Raw genomic sequence first — 19,070 nt, 5'->3', positions numbered from 1 at the left:
CTATCTCGCCGTCATCGGGGCGGTGCTGGCCGGTATCGCGGTCGGCTTCGCCGCTCCCGGCACGGCCGTCGAGCTCAAGCCGCTGGGCACCGGATTCGTCAACCTCATCAAGATGATGATCTCGCCCGTCATCTTCTGCACGATCGTGCTCGGCATCGGATCGGTGCGGAAGGCCGCCAAGGTCGGCGCGGTGGGCGGCCTCGCGCTCGGCTACTTCCTGCTGATGTCGAGCGTGGCCCTGGCCATCGGTCTGCTGGTCGGCAATCTGCTGGAGCCCGGCAGCGGCCTGCACCTGACGGACGCGCTCCGGCACGCCGGTGAGGCCCAGGCCAAGAACGCCCACAAGTCGACGACCGCGTTCCTGCTCGGCATCATCCCCACCACCCTGGTGTCCGCCCTCACCGCCGGCGAGGTGCTGCAGACGCTGCTGGTCGCCCTGCTGGTGGGGTTCGGCCTGCAGGCCATGGGCGGCGCGGGCGAGCCGGTGCTGCGCGGTATCGGGCATGTGCAGAAGCTGGTCTTCCGGGTGCTGTCCATGATCATGTGGGCGGCACCGGTCGGTGCCTTCGGTGCCATCGCCGCGGTGGTCGGGGCGACCGGTGTCGACGCGCTCAAGTCGCTGGCCGTCATCATGGTCGGCTTCTATACGACCTGTGTGCTCTTCGTCGTGGTGGTGCTGGGGACGCTGCTGCGTCTGGTGGCCGGGGTGAACATCTTCCGGCTGCTGAAGTACCTGGGACGGGAGTTCCTGCTGATCCTGTCCACCTCGTCGTCGGAGTCGGCGCTGCCCCGGCTCATCGCGAAGATGGAACACCTGGGCGTCAGCCGGCCCGTCGTCGGCATCACGGTGCCGACCGGCTACTCCTTCAACCTCGACGGCACCGCCATCTACCTCACCATGGCCTCGCTGTTCATCGCCGAGGCGATGGGCACGCCGCTCGCCCTCGGGCAGCAGGTCTCCCTGCTGCTGTTCATGATCGTCGCGTCGAAGGGCGCGGCGGGCGTCACCGGCGCCGGGCTGGCCACCCTCGCGGGCGGTCTCCAGTCGCACCGGCCCGAACTCGTCGACGGCGTCGGCCTGATCGTCGGCATCGACCGCTTCATGAGCGAGGCCCGCGCCATGACCAACTTCGCGGGAAACGCGGTCGCCACGGTGCTCGTCGGCACCTGGACGAAGGAGATCGACCGGGAACGGGCCCGGGAGGTCCTCGCCGGGCGGCTGCCCTTCGACGAGAGCACGCTGACGGCGGACGGGCATGGGGCGGCGGAGCCACATGAAGCGCGGGAGCCGCAGGGGCCTGATGAGCCTGATGAGCCGCGAGAAGCGGGGCGAGCGCCGGCGGGCGTCTGAGGGTTCCTCAACCGAGGGGTGCCGGACGGGCCCCGTCCGGCACCCGCCTTTCGTCCGCCGGAGCGGCCTTCGCCTGCCCGGTGGCCCGCGCCTGTCCGGCGGCTCTCCCCGCCGTCCCGCCGTCCCGCCGTCCCGCCGCCCCGACGGGTTGCCGCCGTCCCGACGCGGCGTCAGCCCTCCGTCCGCTCCGCCCCGATCCGTTCGACCAGTGCGGCGGCTTCCTCCGCCCGGACGCCCGCCGCCGTCAGGACCGTCACGGCCGCCGAGCGGCCCGCCCGTTCCGGGGGCAGCAGCCCGTCGTTGACGGCCTGGAGCAGCCCGAAGAGGATCTGTTCGTGCACGTAGGCGAGGGCCGCCGCGGGCAGGACGGAGGTGAAGCGGCCCGCGTCCAGGCCGCGCCGCAGCAGCGCCTCGCTCTCCCGCCGGACCGGTTCCAGCCGGCGCAGGATCCCCTCCACCGTGACGCTGCGCTGCGCCATGGAGACCAGCAGGCGGTAGCCGTCGGCGATCTCCCACACCGCGAGGATCGCGCGGGCCAGTGCTTCCGCGGCGTCGCCGGGGTCGCCGACGGCCCGCAGCGCTTCGGCCCGCGCCGCGCCGACGGTCTCCGCCGCGTCGTCCACGAGGGCCGCCACCAGCGCGTCCCGGCTGGGGAAGTGGCCGTAGACGGTCCGCCGGACGACGCCGGCCGCCCGGGCGATCTGGTCCATGCTCGCCTCGGGGTCGCGCAGCAGCTCCGCGAGGGCGACGTCCAGGATGCGGCGGCGATTGGCGCTCGCTCTGCCGGTCATCGGTTCTCTTCTCCGTCGGGCCGGTCCGGCCCGCCGAGGGCCTTCCCCGTTATTTTCCTCCTCATTTTGCACACCGCCGTCCACCCCCCTTACATTGCACACCAGTGGGTAATTGCACAACCGTGTGCAAGAACGAGGAAAGGACGAATGCCATGCGCCTGGGGATATCGCGTCCCGTCGACGCGATGGACGGGCCGTACGCGCGCCGCTGGTGGGCACTGGGGGTGCTCTGCATCAGCCTTCTGATCATCGTCATGGCGAACACCTCGCTGACGGTGGCCGCCCCGGACATGGTCCAGAGCCTCGGTCTCGGCAGCTCCGACCTCCAGTGGGTCATCGACGGCTACACCGTGCCGTACGCCGCGCTGATGCTGATCCTGGGCGCGGTCGGTGACAAGTACAGCCGCCGAGGCGCCCTCGTCCTGGGCCTCCTCGTCTTCGCCGGGGCGTCGGTCGCGGGCTCGCTCGTGGACAGCGCGGCGGGCGTCATCGCCTCCCGTGCCGCGATGGGCGTCGGCGCGGCCATGATCATGCCGGCGACGCTGTCGCTGCTCGCCGCCACCTTCCCGCGCGCCGAGCGGGCCAAGGCCATCACCATCTGGACGGCCACCGCCGGTCTCGCCATCGCCGTCGGCCCGCTGGTCGCGGGCGCGCTGCTGGAGGACCACGGCTGGGCCTCGACGTTCCTCATCAACGTGCCGATCGCGCTGCTCGGCGCGGTGGGAGCGCTGTTCCTGGTCCCGCCGTCCAAGGCGGAGAACGTCGAGAAGATCGACTACATCGGCGGCCTGCTGTCCGTCATCTGGGTCGGCTCCCTGATCTACATGATCATCGAGGGTCCGCACTTCGGCTGGGGCGCCAAGGCCATCACGGCCGCGGTCGTGGCCGGCGTCGGCCTCGTCTGCTTCGTCCTGTGGGAGCTGCGCCACCCGCGTCCGGTGCTGGACGTCCGCCGCTTCGCCCAGCGCGCCTTCGCGGGCTCCACGCTGGCCGTCGCCCTGTTCTTCCTCGCCGTCTTCGGCGCCTTCTACTACCTGACCCAGCACCTGCAGTTCGTGCTCGGCTACTCGCCGCTGGACACCGGTGTCCGGATGCTGCCGCTGGCCGGCGCGGTGTTCGTGGGCGGCGCGCTGACCGCGTTCCTCACGCCGCGCTTCGGCATGAAGATCACGGTCGCGCTCGGCATGACCGTGGGCACGGTCGCCATCGCGCTCCTCACCCGCGTCGACGCGTCCTCGACGTACGGCGACTTCGTGCTCCCGCTGATCATCCTGGGCCTGGCCATCGGCCTGTCCCTGTCGCCGTGCACCAACGCCATCATGGGCTCGTTCCCGGAGAGCCAGCTCGGCGTCGGCGGTGCCGTCAACAGCACCTCCATCGAGCTCGGCGGCTCCCTCGGCATCGCCATCCTCGGCACCGTGCTCGCCAAGACCTACTCCTCCAACCTCGGTGACGCCGCCGCCAAGGCCGCCGCAGCGGGCGGCCCCAAGCTGCCCGAGAAGGCGCTCTCCGCCGCCCAGGACTCGGTCGGCGCGGGTCTGTACGTCGCTAAGGAGGTCGGCAAGCAGGTCGCGTCCGGCGCCGCCCCCAAGGTCGGCACCGAGAAGGCCGCCGCCCTCGGCGCCCAGCAGGCTCAGACCGTCGTCGACGCCGTCCACAAGGCGTTCGCCGACTCGGTCGCCCACACCAGCGTCGTCGGCGCCGTCATCCTCGGCATCGGCACCGTCGTCGTCGCGCTCCTCCTCCCGCGCAAGGCGGCGTCCCAGCCCGCCCCGGTCGCGACGGAGAAGCCGGCGGAACGGGAGAGCGAGCGCGTCTGACGACCCGCCCGGCCCTCGCGCCGCCGTGACATCCGCCCGTACGCCGTGACACGAACCGTCACGGCGTACGGGCGTCTTCGTGCGTCCGCTTCGTGCGTCGGCTCGCCGGCGGCAAGCGCTGCGGACCCGGCTTCGGCCCGGTCCTGCCGCCCGTTCGACCGCCCTGCGCCGCCGACGCCACGGCGCGGGGCGAAACCGGCGAACGGGCCGAATACCCCTGGCCGCACGGCATCTCTCCGCTGCTCGCCCCCCGGTGAGAGGGGGTGGAGTGGCAGCCGCGGCGTGTTGCCTCGTCACAGCGCATCAGTGGCATGCCCTTGACGGAACCGAACGTAAAGCCTACTTTCCATTACGTGCGGAATGAAGTGCGCCGTCTGCGCGGCCTCCACGGCCTGACCCAGCAGGGACTGGGAGACGTACTCGGAGTCTCCCGGCAGACGGTGAACGCCATCGAGCAGGGCCGCTACGACCCGTCACTTCCCCTGGCCATCCGTATGGCCCGGCACTTCGGTCTGACCGTCGAGGAGATCTTCCATGTCGATGACGCGTGACAACGCCGGGCGTCAAGGCACCCGTTGGGCCGTGCTCGCGCTGACCGTGGCCGTGGGTGCGGCGGCGGCAGTGGCCATGGCGGTACGCGGGGAGACCGTGCTCGCGGTCGTCCTGCCGGCCGTCATCGTGGGGTACGGGCTGACCGTCAGCCTCTCGGCACGGCGCAGCGATGTGGCAGCGCAGCTCAGCGGGTATGAGGAGGACGAGCGGCGGCACGCCATCGGACTGCGGGCGTCCGCCGTCACCTACCACGTCCTGACGGTGGCGCTGGCGTGCGGCTTCCTCTACGAGCTGTACCGGGACGAACTCGGCGGCCCGTTCACGGTACTGGGCGCGATCGGCGGCATCACGAACGCTGTCGCCTCGGCCTATTACACCCGTGCCGGCCTCTCGTCCGGTACGGACACCGGCTGTCTCTGATCAGGTCTTCGGCTACCGGACGAGCCGTGGGCGCAATCCCGGAAGCGTCCGGTCACAGGGTCGGCGCGACCGAACCCGCGCCGGGCGGAGCGCCGACGGCCGAGCGGTACGCCCGGCCGTCGGCGCGCGTCACGGCGCCTCACACCGCGCGGAACCACACCGTGGCCAGCGGCGGCAGTGTCGGCTCGATGCTCGCCGGGCGGCCGTGGTGGCCTACCGGGCGGGCCTTGACGGGGTCGGGGTTGGTGACGCCGCTGCCGCCGTAGCGGGTCGCGTCCGTGTTGAGGCACTCTTCCCAGACCGCCGTCCCGGCCGGGACGCCCAGGCGGTAGCCGGTGCGGACGACGGGGGAGAAGTTGCTGACGGCCAGCAGAGGGGAGCCGTCGGCGGCGTAGCGGAGCCAGGCGAAGACGTTGTCCTCCGCCGCGTCGCCGAGGATCCAGGAGAAGCCGTCGGGCACCGTGTCGTACTCCCAGAGGGCGGGCGTCGTCCGGTAGCGGTTGTTGAGGTCGCGGACGAGCTCGCGGACGCCCCGGTGGTCCGCGCCGGCCGCGTACGAGGGGTCGAGCAGCCACCAGTCCGGACCGTGTCCCTCCGACCACTCGGCGCCCTGGGCGAACTCCTGGCCCATGAAGAGCAGTTGCTTGCCGGGGTGGGCCCACATGAAGGCGAGGAACGCCCGGTGGTTGGCGCGCTGCTGCCACCAGTCGCCCGGCATCTTCGACACCAGCGACCGCTTGCCGTGCACCACCTCGTCGTGGGAGATCGGCAGGACGTAGTTCTCGCTGTACGCGTAGACCATCGCGAAGGTCATCTCGCCGTGGTGGTACTTGCGGTGCACCGGCTCCTTGGCCATGTACTCCAGGGAATCGTGCATCCAGCCCATGTTCCACTTCAGCCCGAAGCCCAGGCCGCCGAAGCCGCCCGGCCCCACGTGGTGGGTGGCGCGGGTGACGCCGTCCCAGGCGGTGGACTCCTCGGCCACCGTGACGACGCCCGGGCAGCGGCGGTAGACGGTGGCGTTCATCTCCTGGAGGAAGGCCACCGCGTCCAGGTTCTCCCGGCCGCCGTGCTCGTTGGGGGTCCACTGGCCGGGTTCGCGCGAGTAGTCCAGGTAGAGCATGGAGGCGACGGCGTCCACCCGCAGGCCGTCGATGTGGTACTCCTCGCACCAGTAGACCGCGTTCGCCACCAGGAAGTTGCGCACCTCCGTGCGCCCGTAGTCGAACTCCAGCGTCCCCCAGTCCGGATGGGCCGCCCGCAGCGGGTCCGCCGGCTCGTACAGCGGACGCCCGTCGAACTCGGCGAGCGCCCACTCGTCCCGGGGGAAGTGGGCGGGCACCCAGTCGACCAGCACCCCGATGCCCGCCTGGTGCAGGGTGTCCACCAGGTGCTTGAACTCGTCCGGCGTGCCCAGCCGGGCGGTCGGCGCGTAGAACCCCGTCACCTGGTAGCCCCACGAGCCGCCGTACGGGTGCTCCGCGACCGGCAGGAACTCCACGTGCGTGAAGCCGAGGTCCGTCACGTACGCGGACAACTGCTCGGCCAGCTCGCGGTAGCCCAGGCCGGGCCGCCAGGACGGCAGGTGGACCTCGTAGACGGAGAACGGCGCCGCGTGCGCCGGCCGGTCGCCGCGCCGCGCCATCCACGCGTCGTCGCCCCAGGTGTGGTGCGAGACGTGTACCACCGACGCGGTGGCGGGCGGCGCCTCGGTGCGCCGGGCCATCGGGTCGGCCCGCAGGGTGTGCGTCCCGTCGGCGCGGGTGATGTCGAACTTGTACAGCTCGCCCTCGCCGACGCCCGGGACGAACAGCTCCCACACACCCGTCGCCCCGAGCGAGCGCATCGGGTGGGCCGTGCCGTCCCAGAGGTTGAAGCCACCCGTCACCCGCACCCCGAGAGCATTCGGCGCCCACACCGTGAACCGGGTCCCCGCCACCCCCTGGTGCGTCATCGGCCACGCGCCGAGCGCCTGCCACAACTGCTCGTGGCGTCCCTCGCCGATCAGGTACAGGTCCAGCTCGCCGAGGGCCGGCAGGAAGCGGTACGGGTCGTCGATCTCGATCTCGTCGTCCTCGTACGCCACCTGGAGCCGGTAGACGGGGATCTCGGTGAGCGGCAGCAGGCCGCCGAAGAAGCCGTCCCCCTCCGGGAGCAGCTCCGCCCGCAGCCCCTTGGCCACCACGGTCACCGCGCGGGCGTACGGGCGGAGCACCCGGAACGCCACGCCGCCCGGGGCGTGGTGGGCGCCCAGCAGGGCGTGCGGATCGTGGTGGGCGCCGCTCAGCAGCCGTGCACGCTCGGCGCCGTCCGGCCGTGGCGCGTGCCGCACCCCCCGGCCGCCGGCCGGCGCGGCCGGCACGGGCGGCGGGGAGCCGGGGCGTCGGCGGCCGGGCAGGAAGGTGGCGGGGACGAACCCGTTCGGGGGCTCGTGGGACGACGGTCGAGCGGTCACGGGGTCTTCCTCCCGGAAGTCGGAGGGCGGGGATCGAAGGGGAGCGGGTGCGGTCAGGTGCGCCGGGCGCCGTCCGCCCGTTCGGCGAGCCGGCGGATCGCGGACAGCGGCACGGGGAGCCAGTCCGGCCGGTGCCGGGCCTCGTACAGCACTTCGTAGACGGCCTTGTCGGTCTCCTGCGCGACCAGCAGTGGGCCGTCCTCGCGCGGGTCGCGGTGGGCGGCGGCGTAGCCGTCGCAGTACGCCTCGCGGGCGCGCGGCGCCCAGTCGGTGCCGGCCGCCCGGCCGACCGCCGCCGCGTAGTCGAAGGAGCGGAGCATGCCCGCGACGTCCTGCTCGACCGGCTGCGGCCGGCGCCGCTCGGCCAGCGGCCGGGCGGGCTCGCCCTCGAAGTCGATCAGCGACCAGTGGCCGTCGGCCGCCGTCCGCAGCGCCTGGCCGAGGTGCAGATCGCCGTGGATCCGCTGGGCGCGGCGCGGCCGGCCGGGGCCCGGCGGGCGGGTCAGCTCGTCGTAGGCGGCGCGCAGCGCGTCCCGGTACGGGCGCAGCGCCGGGACGGCCTCCGCGGTCACCTCCAGCCTGCGGCGCATGGCGGCGGCGATGCGCTCCAGGCGCGGCGCGTCGAGGTCGACGGTCGGCAGGGCGGCGGCGAGGGCGCGGTGGACCTCGGCGGTGGCCTGTCCAAGGGCGCGCGCGGCGGCGGTGAAGCCGTCCCCCGCGGCCAGCGCGTCGAGGGCCAGCCGCCAGCCGTCGGCGGAACCGGACAGGAACGGCTGGAGGACACCGAGCGTCATCGGCTCGGCCGCGCCCGGCGGTTCCGCCTCGTACCAGGCGACGGGCGCGGGGACCCGGGCACAGCCGGTGCGGGCGAGGGCCCGGGGGAGTTCGAGGTCCGGGTTGACGCCGGGGCTGACGCGGCGGAAGAGCTTGAGGATGTACGTGTCGCCGTATACCACCGAGGAGTTGGACTGCTCGGCGCCGAGGAGCCGGGGGGCCAGCCCCGCCGGCAGGTCCGCGTGCGGCTCGCGGGCGAACCGGAGCGGACCGAGCCGCCCGGGCAGGCGCAGCCGCTCCAGCAGCAGCCCGGCGAGCCGGGGGTCGGCCAGCGCCTCGTACACGGCGAGCCCGCGCAGCGGCCCGTCCTCCGGCCGGCCGACGAGCGCGGGCGCGAGGTGCGGCGGCAGCGTGTGCCGGACGCCGAGCAGCAGTTGGTAGCAGTCGTCCGAACCGGTCCCGGCCTGCCGGGCGCGGACGAGGAGGTGGATCAGGCCGGGGGCTGAGCCGTCGGTGCCGACGGGCAGCAGGTCGACGGCGGTGACCGGGGCGAGCCCGGTGACCGCGCTGCCCTTGCCGGCGAACCAGCGCTGCCGGGGCAGCCAGCGGAGGAGCGGTGGGGCCAGGGAGGACAGCAGCGCCTCGGCGCGGTCCGCCCCGCCGGAGGGTGCGCGGTCCGTCCCGCCCGAGGTCGCGGGTGGCGGCCCCCCGGACGTCACGGGCGGCGGCGCGGCGGTGACACCGGACGGTGCGGACCCGGGGCCCGCCGCCCGGGGATCGGCCTCCCGGCGGGGAGGTACAGCGTCCGACATGGCGTCGCGTCCTTTCCCCGGGGCACACGACGATGGGGCACAGTGTCCCGGATTGCGGCTTTGGCCAGTGTGCGGTGCGTCGGGGCCCTCCCGCCGAAGGCGGCGGGAGTGTCCGGCCAGGATCGTCCGTACGGTCAGCGCGCGCCGCGGTGGCGCGGGTGCGGCGACCGTTCGGGAACCGTTCGGGTGTTCTCGGCCGGGCCGGTCTGCCGTGGGGGCCGGGCCGGTCTGGGCGTAATAGTGAGGGTGCCCGGGGCGGGGACGGGAAAACCGGGCCGGGAGAACCGGAGTCGTGCCCCGGTCCCGTCCCCACGGCCGGGGATGTCGGTCAGCCCGGCTGGTGGCCCGTCGGTACGTTGCGGCGCAGCCGGAACCAGTAGAAGCCGTGGCCCGCCAGGGTCAGCAGGTACGGCAGTTCGCCGATAGCCGGGAAGCGGACCCCGCCGATCAGCTCCACCGGGTGGCGTCCGTTGAACATCCGCAGATCCAGTTCGGTCGGCTGTGCGAAACGGGAGAAGTTGTTCACGCACAGGACCAGGTCGTCCTGGTACTCCCGGAGGAAGGCCAGGACCGCCGGGTTGCTCGACTGGAGCTCGGTGTACGAGCCGAGACCGAACGCCACGTTCTGCTTCCGGATCTCGATCATCCGGCGGGTCCAGTGCAGCAGCGACGACGGACTGCTCATCGCCGCCTCGACGTTGGTGACCTGGTAGCCGTAGACCGGGTCCATGATCGTGGGGAGGAAGAGCCGGCCCGGGTCGCAGGAGGAGAAGCCGGCGTTGCGGTCCGGTGTCCACTGCATGGGCGTGCGGACCCCGTCGCGGTCGCCGAGCCAGATGTTGTCGCCCATGCCGATCTCGTCCCCGTAGTAGAGGATCGGCGAGCCGGGCAGCGACAGCAGCAGCGCGGTGAACAGCTCGATCTGGTTGCGGTCGTTGTCGAGCAGCGGGGCGAGGCGGCGCCGGATGCCGATGTTGGCGCGCATCCGGGGGTCCTTGGCGTACTCCGCGTACATGTAGTCGCGTTCTTCGTCCGTGACCATCTCGAGGGTCAGCTCGTCGTGGTTGCGGAGGAAGATCCCCCACTGGCAGCGCGCGGGGATGGCCGGGGTCTTGGCCAGCACTTCGGAGACCGGGTAGCGGGACTCTCGGCGGACCGCCATGAAGATGCGCGGCATCACCGGGAAGTGGAACGCCATGTGGCACTCGTTGCCGCCCGTCTCGTAGTCGCCGAAGTAGTCGACCACGTCCTCCGGCCACTGGTTGGCCTCGGCCAGCAGCACGGTGTCCGGGTAGTGGGCGTCGATCTCGGCGCGGACGCGCTTGAGGAAGGCGTGCGACTGCGGCAGGTTCTCGCAGTTGGTGCCCTCCTGGGCGAACAGGTACGGCACCGCGTCCAGCCGGAACCCGTCGATGCCCAGGTCCAGCCAGAACCGCAGGGCCGCCAGGATCTCCTCCTGGACCGCCGGGTTCTCGTAGTTGAGGTCCGGCTGGTGGGAGAAGAACCGGTGCCAGTAGTACTGCTTGCGCACCGGGTCGAAGGTCCAGTTGGACGTCTCCGTGTCGATGAAGATGATGCGGGCGTCCTGGTACTGCTTGTCGTCGTCGGCCCAGACGTAGTAGTCGCCGTAGGGCCCGTCCGGATCGGTCCGGGACTGCTGGAACCAGTCGTGCTGATCGCTCGTATGGTTCATGACAAAGTCGATGATGACGCGCATGCCGCGCTGGTGCGCGGCGTCCACGAACTCGACGAAGTCCGCCAGGTCACCGAACTCCGGCAGCACGGAGGTGTAGTCCGAGACGTCGTAGCCGCCGTCCCGCAGCGGGGACTGGAAGAACGGCGGCAGCCAGAGGCAGTCGACCCCCAGCCACTGCAGGTAGTCCAGCTTGGCCGTCAGCCCTTTGAGGTCCCCGATGCCGTCGCCGTCGCTGTCCTGGAAGGAACGCACGAGGACCTCGTAGAACACCGCGCGCTTGAACCAGTCGGGATCCCGGTCCTTCGCGGGGGTGTCCTCGAACGTGTCCGGTACGGGCTCGTTGACGATCATGGTGTGGGTGACCCTCCGATCGGTGAGGACGGTCGCAGCGAGAACACGTGCGCGGGCGCGATCGAACGGCCCGGCTCAAGGCGCACATAGTTGTCCCTGCCCCAGTGGTAGGTCTCGCCGGTGAGCTCGTCGCGCACCGGGAAGGTCTCGTGCCAGTCCAGGCCGAGCTCCGGCATGTCCAACGAGACCGTGGCCTCCTGGGTGTGGTGGGGGTCGAGGTTGACGACCGTCACCACGCAGTCTCCGCCCGTGCCGTCACAGCGCTTGGAGTAGGCGATGACGGCGTCGTTGTCGACGTGGTGGAAGCGGAGGTTGCGCAGGCGCCGCAGAGCCGGGTGACGCCGCCGCAGCCGGTTGAGCACGGTGATCAGGGGAGCCAGGCTGCGCCCTGCGCGCTCGGCCGACTCCCAGTCTCGCGGCCGCAGTTGGTATTTCTCCGAGTCCAGGTACTCCTCGCTGCCGGGCTGGGCCGGGACGTTCTCGCACAGCTCGTAGCCGGCGTAGACGCCCCAGGACGGGGAGAGGGTGGCGGCGAGCACGGCACGGATCTCGAAGGCCGCCCGGCCGCCCTCCTGGAGGTAGGCGTGCAGGATGTCCGGGGTGTTGACGAAGAGGTTGGGGCGCATCACGGCGGCCGAGTCGCGGGAGAGCTCGGTGAGGTAATCGGTGAGCTCCTGCTTGGAGTTGCGCCAGGTGAAGTAGGTGTACGACTGCTGGAAGCCGACCGCCGCCAGGGTGCGCATCATCGCGGGCCGGGTGAACGCCTCGGCCAGGAAGATCACATCGGGGTCGGTGCGGCCGATGTCCGCGATGACCTTCTCCCAGAAGACCACCGGCTTGGTGTGCGGATTGTCCACCCGGAAGATCCGCACGCCGCGGTCCATCCAGAACCGCAGCAGCCGCAGCGTCTCCCGGACGAGTCCGTCGAAGTCGGCGTCGAACGCCAGCGGGTAGATGTCCTGGTACTTCTTCGGCGGGTTCTCGGCGTAAGCGATCGTGCCGTCCGCGCGGTGGTGGAACCACTCCGGGTGCTTCTCCACCCAGGGGTGGTCGGGGGAGCACTGGAGGGCGAAGTCCAGCGCGACCTCCATCCGCAGCTCGCGCGCCCGGGTCACGAAGTGGTCGAAGTCCTCGAAGGTGCCGAGGTCGGGATGGATCGCGTCGTGCCCGCCGTCGGCTGAGCCGATCGCCCAGGGGCTGCCCACGTCGTGCGGGCCCGCGCTCAGCGCGTTGTTGGGGCCCTTGCGGAACGAGGTGCCGATGGGGTGGATGGGGGGCAGGTAGACGACGTCGAAGCCCATCGCCGCCACCGCAGGCAGCCGCTTGGCCGCCGTCCGGAACGTCCCGCTCACCGGCGGCCCGGCCGCCGTCACCACCGCCCCCTCCGAGCGCGGGAACAACTCGTACCACGAGCCGAACAGCGCCCGTTCCCGCTCCACCAGCAGCGGCAGCGGGCGGCTGGCGGTGACCAGTTCACGCAGCGGGTGCGCGGCCAGCGCGGCCGAGACGGCCGGGATGAGCGCGGCGGCCAGCCGGTCCGCGACGGGCCGCTGGGTGTCGCGCAGCGCGTCGACGGCGGCGAGCACCGCCTCCCGGCCCTCGCTCTTGGGCACCCCGCCGGCCGCCCGCTCGTACAACCGTGCCCCCTCCTCCAGCACCAGCTCGGTGTCGATGCCCGCCGGGATCTTGATGCGGGCCGCGTGCCGCCAGGTGGCCACCGGGTCGCTCCACGCCTCGACCGCGTACGTCCAGCGGCCCTCCGCGTCCGGGGTGACCTCGGCGCCCCACCGGTCGGTACCCGGGGCGAGCTCCCGCATCGGCGTCCATGGACCCGAACGGCCCGTCGCGTCCCGCAATACCACGTTGGCGCCCACCGCGTCATGGCCTTCGCGGAAAACCGTGGCGGTGACCTCGAAGGACTCGCCGACCACTGCCTTCGCGGGTCTGCGGCCGCAGTCCACGAGCGGGGCGAGGTCCAGGACGGGAATGCGACCGATCATGGAATCACCTGGGGTCCGAGGGGAAACCGGAGAAATGCCCGGTTGCTGACGGGGACTGACGGGTGCCGAAGGGTACAGACGGGAGATCTGGCGCGTTCTGTTCTTTCTATCCGCTGCCCCGACGGCCGGGAGTGCGCGGGCAGGGCTGCACCTGTCCGCATTCACCCGGCCGGGCGTCGGAAAACCTGCGGAAGAGCTGACGAGCGGGAAGTGCGGAAATACCGAGGGGGTGGTCCCGGGGGTGAGCGGACGGAGCGCGGGATCCCCGCACCGATGGAGCTTTCCCACCAGGCCCTGGCGAACATGCCCGCACCGTCCGGCCTACCGGTGCGTAGTTCCCCTCGTACCGCCCGGGGAGGGCGGCGGGGCCTCCGTCACTCGTAGGGAGTCTCCCCGCTGAGCCGATCGTGTGCAATGTGACGACCGGGCGCCGGCGGCGGCCGGATGGGGGAACGCCCCACCGGCCCGGCCTTCGAAGGCCGTAGCGACTTCCGGCCTTCGAACCGCCGGGTGTAGGCGCGGCGTATTTCCGCCTCGTACCGGAGCATCAGCGCGCGGTCGGCCCCTGACGGTCGTGTTCCGCACGCCCGGTGACGGCGCGTCGGAGACGCGCGTCCGCCCGGTCGCCCGGGTCCCGGCGTCCGTCTTTTCCGGCGCCCGGCTCCAGCGTGGTCTCCAGCAGCCGCAACGCCGCCTCCGCCGGGCTCCCCGGCTCCGCGCTGAACGTCAGCAGCGACTGGCCGGGGCCGTCCGGCACCGGCACCCGCAGCATCTCGAAGGTCAGCGTCAGCGGGCCCACCAGCGGGTGGTGGAAGTCCTTGGTGCCCGTGACGCAGGCCCGGACCGGGTGCCGGGCCCACAGCGACGCGAACTCCTGGCTCTTCATGGTCAGTTCGCCGATCAGCTCGGCCAGTGCCGGGTCGTCCGGGTGCTCGCCCGCGGCCAGCCGCAGCGCCGACACCGCCCGCCGGGACTCCAGGTCCCAGCGCGGATAGAGGTCCCTTACGTGCGGGTCGAGGAAGAGCAGCCGCTGGGAGTTGGGGCGCGCGGCCGGGCGGTGCGGGCCGTCGGCGGCCAGGTGGCCTGCGGTCAGTGCGTGACCCAGGGGGTTCCAGTCCAGCACGTCGTAGCGGTGGTTCAGGAGGAGGGCCGGGATCCCGTCCAGGGCCGCGACCAGCCGCGCCACCCCGGGCCGCACCCGCGCGGGCCGGGCGGCGGCCCGGGGCGCGGGACGGCCGGGCCGGGCCAGGTTCCGCAGGTGCGCGTGCTCGTCCGCGCTCAGCCGCAGGGCCCGCGCCAGCGCGTCCAGCACCGCGTCCGAGGCGTTCACCGACTGGCCCTGCTCCAGCCGGGTGTAGTACGCCGTGCTGACCCCCGCCAGCAGGGCCAGCTCCTCGCGGCGCAGGCCGGGCACCCGGCGCTGTCCCCCGTAGGTGGGCAGGCCGACGTCCTCGGGCCGCAGCGCGGCGCGGCGGGTGCGCAGGAATGCGCCCAGGGCGGCGGAAGTGTCCATGGGGCCAGTCAACCGCGCCCGTGAACCTTCTGCCTGCCCCTGCCAGGGTCAGGGAGCCGCCGGGGGCGCGCCCGCGGGCGAAGGAGACCGGGCAGAAGGAGGCACTTGGCGTCTTGCGCCGCGACGCGGGCCTCGCGCCGCTACCGTCGTGCTCGTGAAGGCCATTCGTCGATTCAGCGTGCGCCCCGTCCTTCCGGAGCCCCTACGACCGCTCAGCGAGCTGGCGCGCAATCTGCGCTGGTCCTGGCATCCCGAGACCCGTGAGCTGTTCCAGACCCTCGACCCCGAGGGCTGGCGGGCGGCCGGCGGCGATCCGCTGCGGCTGCTCGGCGCCGTGCCCGCCGCCCGGCTGACCGCCCTCGCCGACGACCGCCGGTTCCGCAGGCGGCTCGCCGCGGCCGCCGACGACCTGCACGACTATCTCACCGGCACCCGGTGGTACCAGGAGCAGCCGCCCGGACTGCCCGCCGCCGTCGCCTACTTCTCCCCCGAGTTCGGCATCACCGCCGCCCTCCCGCAGTACAGCGGCGGTCTCGGGATCCTCGCCGGCGACCACCTGAAGTCCGCCAGCGACCTCGGCGTCCCGCTGATCGGCGTGGGGCTGCTCTACCGCCACGGCTACTTCCGGCAGTCCCTCTCCCGCGAGGGCTGGCAGCAGGAGCACTACCCGCTGCTGGACCCCAACGAGCTGCCGCTGTCCCTGCTCCGCGAGGCCGACGGCACCCCCGCCGTGATCGCCCTGGCCCTGCCCGGCGGCCGGTCGCTGCGCGCCCACGTCTGGAAGGCCGAGGTCGGCCGGGTGCCGCTGCTCCTCCTCGACTCCGACGTCGAGGAGAACGCGCCGGGCGAACGCGACGTGACCGACCGGCTCTACGGTGGAGGCAGCGAGCACCGGCTGCTCCAGGAGATGCTGCTGGGTATCGGCGGCGTCCGGGCGGTCCGCGCCTACTGCCGGCTCACCGGCCACCCGGCTCCCGAGGTGTTCCACACCAACGAGGGCCACGCCGGCTTCCTCGGCCTCGAACGCATCCGCGAACTCAGCGCGGGCGGACTGGACTTCGACGCGGCCTTGGAGAGCGTCCGGGCCGGGGCCGTCTTCACCACCCACACCCCCGTCCCGGCCGGCATCGACCGCTTCGACCGCGAGCTCGTCGCCCGGCACTTCGCCGACGGCGCCGAGCTGCCCGGCATCGACGTCGGCAGAGTGCTCCGGCTCGGCGCCGAGGACTACCCCGGCGGCGACCCGGCCCTGTTCAACATGGCCGTCATGGGGCTGCGGCTGGCCCAGCGCGCCAACGGCGTCTCCACCCTGCACGGGCAGGTCAGCCGGCGGATGTTCGCCGGCCTGTGGCCGGGCTTCGACGACACCGAGGTGCCGATCACCTCGATCACCAACGGCGTCCACGCCCCCACCTGGGTCGCCCCCGAGGTCTTCCGGCTCGGCGCCCGCCGGATCGGCGTCGCCCGCGCGGAGGACGCGCTCACCCTCGGCGGCAGCGAACGCTGGGACTCGGTCGCGGACATCTCCGACGCCGACGTCTGGGAGCTCCGCCGCACCCTGCGCGAGCAGTTGGTGGAGGAGGTCCGCGAGCGGCTGCGCGCCTCCTGGCGCGAGCGCGGCGCCGGGACGGCCGAGCTCGGCTGGATCGACGGGGTGCTCGACCCGGACGTGCTGACCATCGGGTTCGCCCGCCGCGTCCCGTCGTACAAGCGGCTCACCCTGATGCTCAGGGACCGCGAGCGGCTCACCCGACTGCTGCTCGATCCGGAACGGCCGATCCAGATCGTCGTCGCGGGCAAGGCGCACCCGGCCGACGACGGCGGCAAGCGGCTGGTGCAGGAGCTCGTCCGGTTCGCCGACGACCCACGCGTCCGGCACCGCCTCGTCTTCCTGCCGGACTACGGCATGGCCATGGCCCAGAAGCTCTACCCGGGCTGCGACGTCTGGCTCAACAACCCCCTCCGCCCGCTGGAGGCGTGCGGCACCTCGGGCATGAAGGCCGCCCTCAACGGCTGCCTCAACCTCTCGGTGCTGGACGGCTGGTGGGACGAGTGGTACGAGCCGGACTTCGGCTGGGCCATCCCCACCGCCGACGGCGCGGCCACCGACGAGGAGCGCCGCGACGACCTGGAGGCCGCCGCCCTCTACGGCCTGCTGGAGGAGCGTGTGGCCCCCCGCTTCTACGACCGGGGTCCCGACGGACTGCCCGGCCGCTGGATCGAGATGGTCCGGGGCACGCTCGGCTCCCTGGGGCCCAAGGTGCTGGCGGGACGCATGGTGCGCGAGTACGTGGAGCGGCTGTACGGGCCGGCCGCCGAGGCGCAGCGCGCCCTCACCCCCGACGCGGCGCGGGAGCTCGCCGCCTGGAAGTCCCGGGTGCGGACGGCCTGGCCCGCGGTGGCCGTGGACCATGTGGAGGCCGCCGCCGACGGTCCCCTGGACGGCACCGCCGAACTGGGCTCCACCGTCACCCTCCGGGTGACCGTCACCCTCGGCGACCTCGACCCGTCCGACGTCGAGGTGCAGGCCCTGGCCGGCCGGGTGGACGCCGCCGACCGGCTCACCGGCGCGGCGGCCGTGCCGCTCAAACCGACGGGCACCTCCGCGCTCGACGGCCGCCGGCTCTACGAGGGCCCGCTCACCTTCGACCGCACGGGCCCCTTCGGCTACACGGTCCGCATCCTCCCCAGCCACCGCCTCCTCGCCGACGGCGCGGAGATGGGCCTCGTCGCCGTCCCGGCGGAGGCCTCGGGGGAGGCGGCGGGGGTGCTGATGCGCTGATCCGCCGGCGCATGCGCCGAAACGCTTCAGGCCGGCCGGGAGACGGGGCGGTGCCCCTGCTTCCCGGCCGGCCTTCAGATGTGCCGGTTGTCCGGTGCCGCCGGTTGTCCGGCCGGCGATGGACCGACGACTGATGCTACTTGACGTTGACGCCGTCCCACGCCGCCTGGACGGACTTGTACTGCTTGCTCTTGGTGCCGTACAGGGCCTTGGCCGCCTTCAGGGTCGCGGAGCGCGCGCCCTTGTAGTCGGTGCCGGTGGTCATGTACGCGGTGAGCGCCTTGTACCAGATCTTCTCGGCGGCACCGCGGCCGATGCCGTTGACCTTCTTGTTGCCCCAGGTCGGGCTGTTGTACTTGACGCCGTTGATCGTCTTGGCGCCGCTGCCCTCGGCCAGCAGGTAGAAGAAGTGGTTGGCCACACCGGACGAGTAGTGGACGTCCAGGTCGCCGAGGCCCTTGCGCCAGTAGTCGGCCGAGCGGCCGTCCTTGCTGGGCTTGTCCATGTAGCGGAGCGGCTTGCCCAGCTTCTCGCCGATGAGGTAGTCGCCCTTGTCCTTGCCGTTGCGGGCGTAGAACTCGACGGCGGTGCCGAAGATGTCCGAGGTGGCCTCGTTCAGGCCACCGGACTCACCCTCGTAGCGCAGCCGGGCGGTGGCGGAGGTGACGCCGTGGGTCATCTCGTGGCCCGCGACGTCGAGGGAGGTCAGCGGCGCCTTGTTGCCCTTGCCGTCGCCGTAGACCATGCAGAAGCACTCGTCCGACCAGAAGGCGTTGTTGTAGCCGTTGCCGTAGTGGACGAAGGAGTTGGCGGCCTTGCCGTTGCCCCGGATGCCCTTGCGGCCCAGGACGTTCTTGTAGTAGTCCCAGGTCATCGCGGCGCCGTACTGGGCGTCCACGGCGGCGGTCTGGGCCATGCTCTGCTTGCCGTTGCCCCAGACGTCACGGGTGTTGCTGAACGCCGGGAAGGAGTTGCCGGACTCCTTGTTCTGCGCGTGGAAGGTCGTGTGACCGCCGCGCTGGGTGTCCTTCATGTAGAACCGGCCGCCGGACTTCAGCGAGTTCACCGGGACCTTGCCGTTGTACATGCCGGTGCCCGTGCCGGTGGCGATGGCCTGGTACTCGTCCAGCTTCTTGCCGGTGGTGGCGTCGGTGACGACGTGCAGCTCGCTGGGGGTGCCGTCGTGCTGGAGGCCGCCGACGACGGTCTCGTAGGCGAGGACGGGGGCGCCCTTGGCCGCCCAGACCACCTTGCGCGGGGCCTGGTTGCGGACGAAGGCGCCGGCGCCCTCGTCGGCCGTCGCGGCCAGCGCCTGGCGCCGCGCGACGGGCGCGGCGATCTTCGCCTTGGTGGTGGGGACCTTGATGGTCGCCTCGGTGGCCTTGTCGACGTCCTCGACCTTGCCGTCCTTGTCCTGGTGGACGACGAGGTCGCCGCCGAGGACGGGCAGGCCCTCGTAGGTACGCTCGAAGCGGGTGTGGACGGTGCCGTCCTCGTCGGTGACCGTGCCGCGCGGGATCAGCCGCTCCTTGCCGCTGAGCTTCAGGGCCTTGGCGGGGTCCTCCTGGCCGGCCGCCTGGGCCGGGGCCCCGGCGAAGCCGGAGGCGAGGAGGGCCGCGGCGACGGTCGCCGCGCTCGCGACGACGGCGGGGCGACGGGACCCGGCACGGGCTATTCGGGACGTGTGACGCACGCATGCTCCTGGCAGATGAGAGAAAGCGGTCCGCGAGGATCGCGGCCGAGCGCCAGTTTG

General features: G+C 72.4%; 12 protein-coding genes. 5 read left to right on the top strand and 7 right to left on the bottom strand.

All coding sequences use genetic code 11. The features are described from left to right. Nucleotides 1–13: 13 nt before the first annotated feature. The gene (locus ACZ6X9_RS01530; protein ID WP_469776612.1) at nucleotides 14–1,351 is read left to right on the top strand and encodes a cation:dicarboxylate symporter family transporter; all 1,338 of its coding nucleotides are present in this window, start codon (nucleotides 14–16) and stop codon (nucleotides 1,349–1,351) included. A gap of 170 nt (nucleotides 1,352–1,521) precedes the next feature. Here the strand turns inward: ACZ6X9_RS01530 and ACZ6X9_RS01525 are convergent, their stop codons facing one another. Beyond that, on the bottom strand, nucleotides 1,522–2,142 hold the full coding sequence (locus tag ACZ6X9_RS01525) for a TetR/AcrR family transcriptional regulator (protein ID WP_469775900.1): 621 nt from the start codon (nucleotides 2,140–2,142) through the stop codon (nucleotides 1,522–1,524). Between the two features lie 152 nt (nucleotides 2,143–2,294). On the opposite strand from ACZ6X9_RS01525, the gene ACZ6X9_RS01520 reads away from it, so the two are divergent. The 3 genes from ACZ6X9_RS01520 to ACZ6X9_RS01510 all read left to right on the top strand — a co-directional run bounded on the left by ACZ6X9_RS01520 (nucleotide 2,295) and on the right by ACZ6X9_RS01510 (nucleotide 4,934). Continuing rightward, on the top strand, nucleotides 2,295–3,962 hold the full coding sequence (locus ACZ6X9_RS01520; RefSeq protein WP_469775899.1) for an MFS transporter: 1,668 nt from the start codon (nucleotides 2,295–2,297) through the stop codon (nucleotides 3,960–3,962). Between the two features lie 353 nt (nucleotides 3,963–4,315). Continuing rightward, the gene (locus tag ACZ6X9_RS01515) at nucleotides 4,316–4,513 is read left to right on the top strand and encodes a helix-turn-helix transcriptional regulator (RefSeq protein ID WP_469775898.1); all 198 of its coding nucleotides are present in this window, start codon (nucleotides 4,316–4,318) and stop codon (nucleotides 4,511–4,513) included. Next, nucleotides 4,497–4,934, top strand: coding sequence for a hypothetical protein (locus tag ACZ6X9_RS01510; RefSeq protein ID WP_469775897.1), 438 nt, complete (start codon nucleotides 4,497–4,499; stop codon nucleotides 4,932–4,934). The genes ACZ6X9_RS01515 and ACZ6X9_RS01510 overlap by 17 nt, the downstream gene beginning before the upstream one ends. Before the next feature lie 139 nt (nucleotides 4,935–5,073). Here ACZ6X9_RS01510 and glgB read toward each other — a convergent pair whose 3' ends face one another. From glgB to ACZ6X9_RS01485, 5 genes are all read right to left on the bottom strand, one after another. Then, nucleotides 5,074–7,389, bottom strand: a complete 2,316-nt coding sequence (gene glgB, locus ACZ6X9_RS01505) for a 1,4-alpha-glucan branching enzyme (RefSeq protein WP_469775896.1) — start codon at nucleotides 7,387–7,389, stop codon at nucleotides 5,074–5,076. Nucleotides 7,390–7,442: 53 nt separating this feature from the next. Next, entirely contained in the window at nucleotides 7,443–8,975 is a 1,533-nt protein-coding gene (locus tag ACZ6X9_RS01500) for a maltokinase N-terminal cap-like domain-containing protein (protein ID WP_469775895.1), read from the bottom strand. A 328-nt stretch (nucleotides 8,976–9,303) separates the two neighbouring features. After that, nucleotides 9,304–11,022: a maltose alpha-D-glucosyltransferase gene (gene treS, locus ACZ6X9_RS01495; protein WP_469775894.1), complete on the bottom strand. Its 1,719-nt coding sequence runs from the start codon at nucleotides 11,020–11,022 to the stop codon at nucleotides 9,304–9,306. Further along, complete coding sequence (locus tag ACZ6X9_RS01490; RefSeq protein ID WP_469775893.1) at nucleotides 11,019–13,022, bottom strand: alpha-1,4-glucan--maltose-1-phosphate maltosyltransferase; 2,004 nt, start codon at nucleotides 13,020–13,022, stop codon at nucleotides 11,019–11,021. The genes treS and ACZ6X9_RS01490 overlap by 4 nt, the downstream gene beginning before the upstream one ends. A gap of 547 nt (nucleotides 13,023–13,569) precedes the next feature. Further along, nucleotides 13,570–14,535, bottom strand: a complete 966-nt coding sequence (locus ACZ6X9_RS01485) for a helix-turn-helix domain-containing protein (RefSeq protein WP_469775892.1) — start codon at nucleotides 14,533–14,535, stop codon at nucleotides 13,570–13,572. Between the two features lie 154 nt (nucleotides 14,536–14,689). On the opposite strand from ACZ6X9_RS01485, the gene glgP reads away from it, so the two are divergent. Next, nucleotides 14,690–17,317, top strand: a complete 2,628-nt coding sequence (glgP, locus tag ACZ6X9_RS01480) for an alpha-glucan family phosphorylase (RefSeq protein ID WP_469775891.1) — start codon at nucleotides 14,690–14,692, stop codon at nucleotides 17,315–17,317. A gap of 136 nt (nucleotides 17,318–17,453) precedes the next feature. Here the strand turns inward: glgP and ACZ6X9_RS01475 are convergent, their stop codons facing one another. Beyond that, nucleotides 17,454–19,010 (bottom strand): M4 family metallopeptidase, encoded by a 1,557-nt coding sequence (locus ACZ6X9_RS01475; RefSeq protein WP_469775890.1) that lies wholly within the window; start codon nucleotides 19,008–19,010, stop codon nucleotides 17,454–17,456. Nucleotides 19,011–19,070 lie beyond the last annotated feature (60 nt).

The organism is Streptomyces sp. NPDC052910, assembly GCF_055585605.1.
Note: the sequence above shows the minus strand (reverse complement) of the source record. Positions and strands in the feature narration are given on the sequence as shown.

Bases quoted from the DNA above. Each gene is read 5' to 3' on its own strand.
- ACZ6X9_RS01525 (WP_469775900.1), bottom strand. From the start codon at position 2,142: ATGACCGGCAGAGCGAGCGCCAATCGCCGCCGCATCCTGGACGTCGCC.
- ACZ6X9_RS01520 (WP_469775899.1), top strand. From the start codon at position 2,295: ATGCGCCTGGGGATATCGCGTCCCGTCGACGCGATGGACGGGCCGTAC.
- ACZ6X9_RS01510 (WP_469775897.1), top strand. From the start codon at position 4,497: ATGTCGATGACGCGTGACAACGCCGGGCGTCAAGGCACCCGTTGGGCC.
- ACZ6X9_RS01500 (WP_469775895.1), bottom strand. From the start codon at position 8,975: ATGTCGGACGCTGTACCTCCCCGCCGGGAGGCCGATCCCCGGGCGGCG.
- treS (WP_469775894.1), bottom strand. From the start codon at position 11,022: ATGATCGTCAACGAGCCCGTACCGGACACGTTCGAGGACACCCCCGCG.
- ACZ6X9_RS01490 (WP_469775893.1), bottom strand. From the start codon at position 13,022: ATGATCGGTCGCATTCCCGTCCTGGACCTCGCCCCGCTCGTGGACTGC.
- ACZ6X9_RS01485 (WP_469775892.1), bottom strand. From the start codon at position 14,535: ATGGACACTTCCGCCGCCCTGGGCGCATTCCTGCGCACCCGCCGCGCC.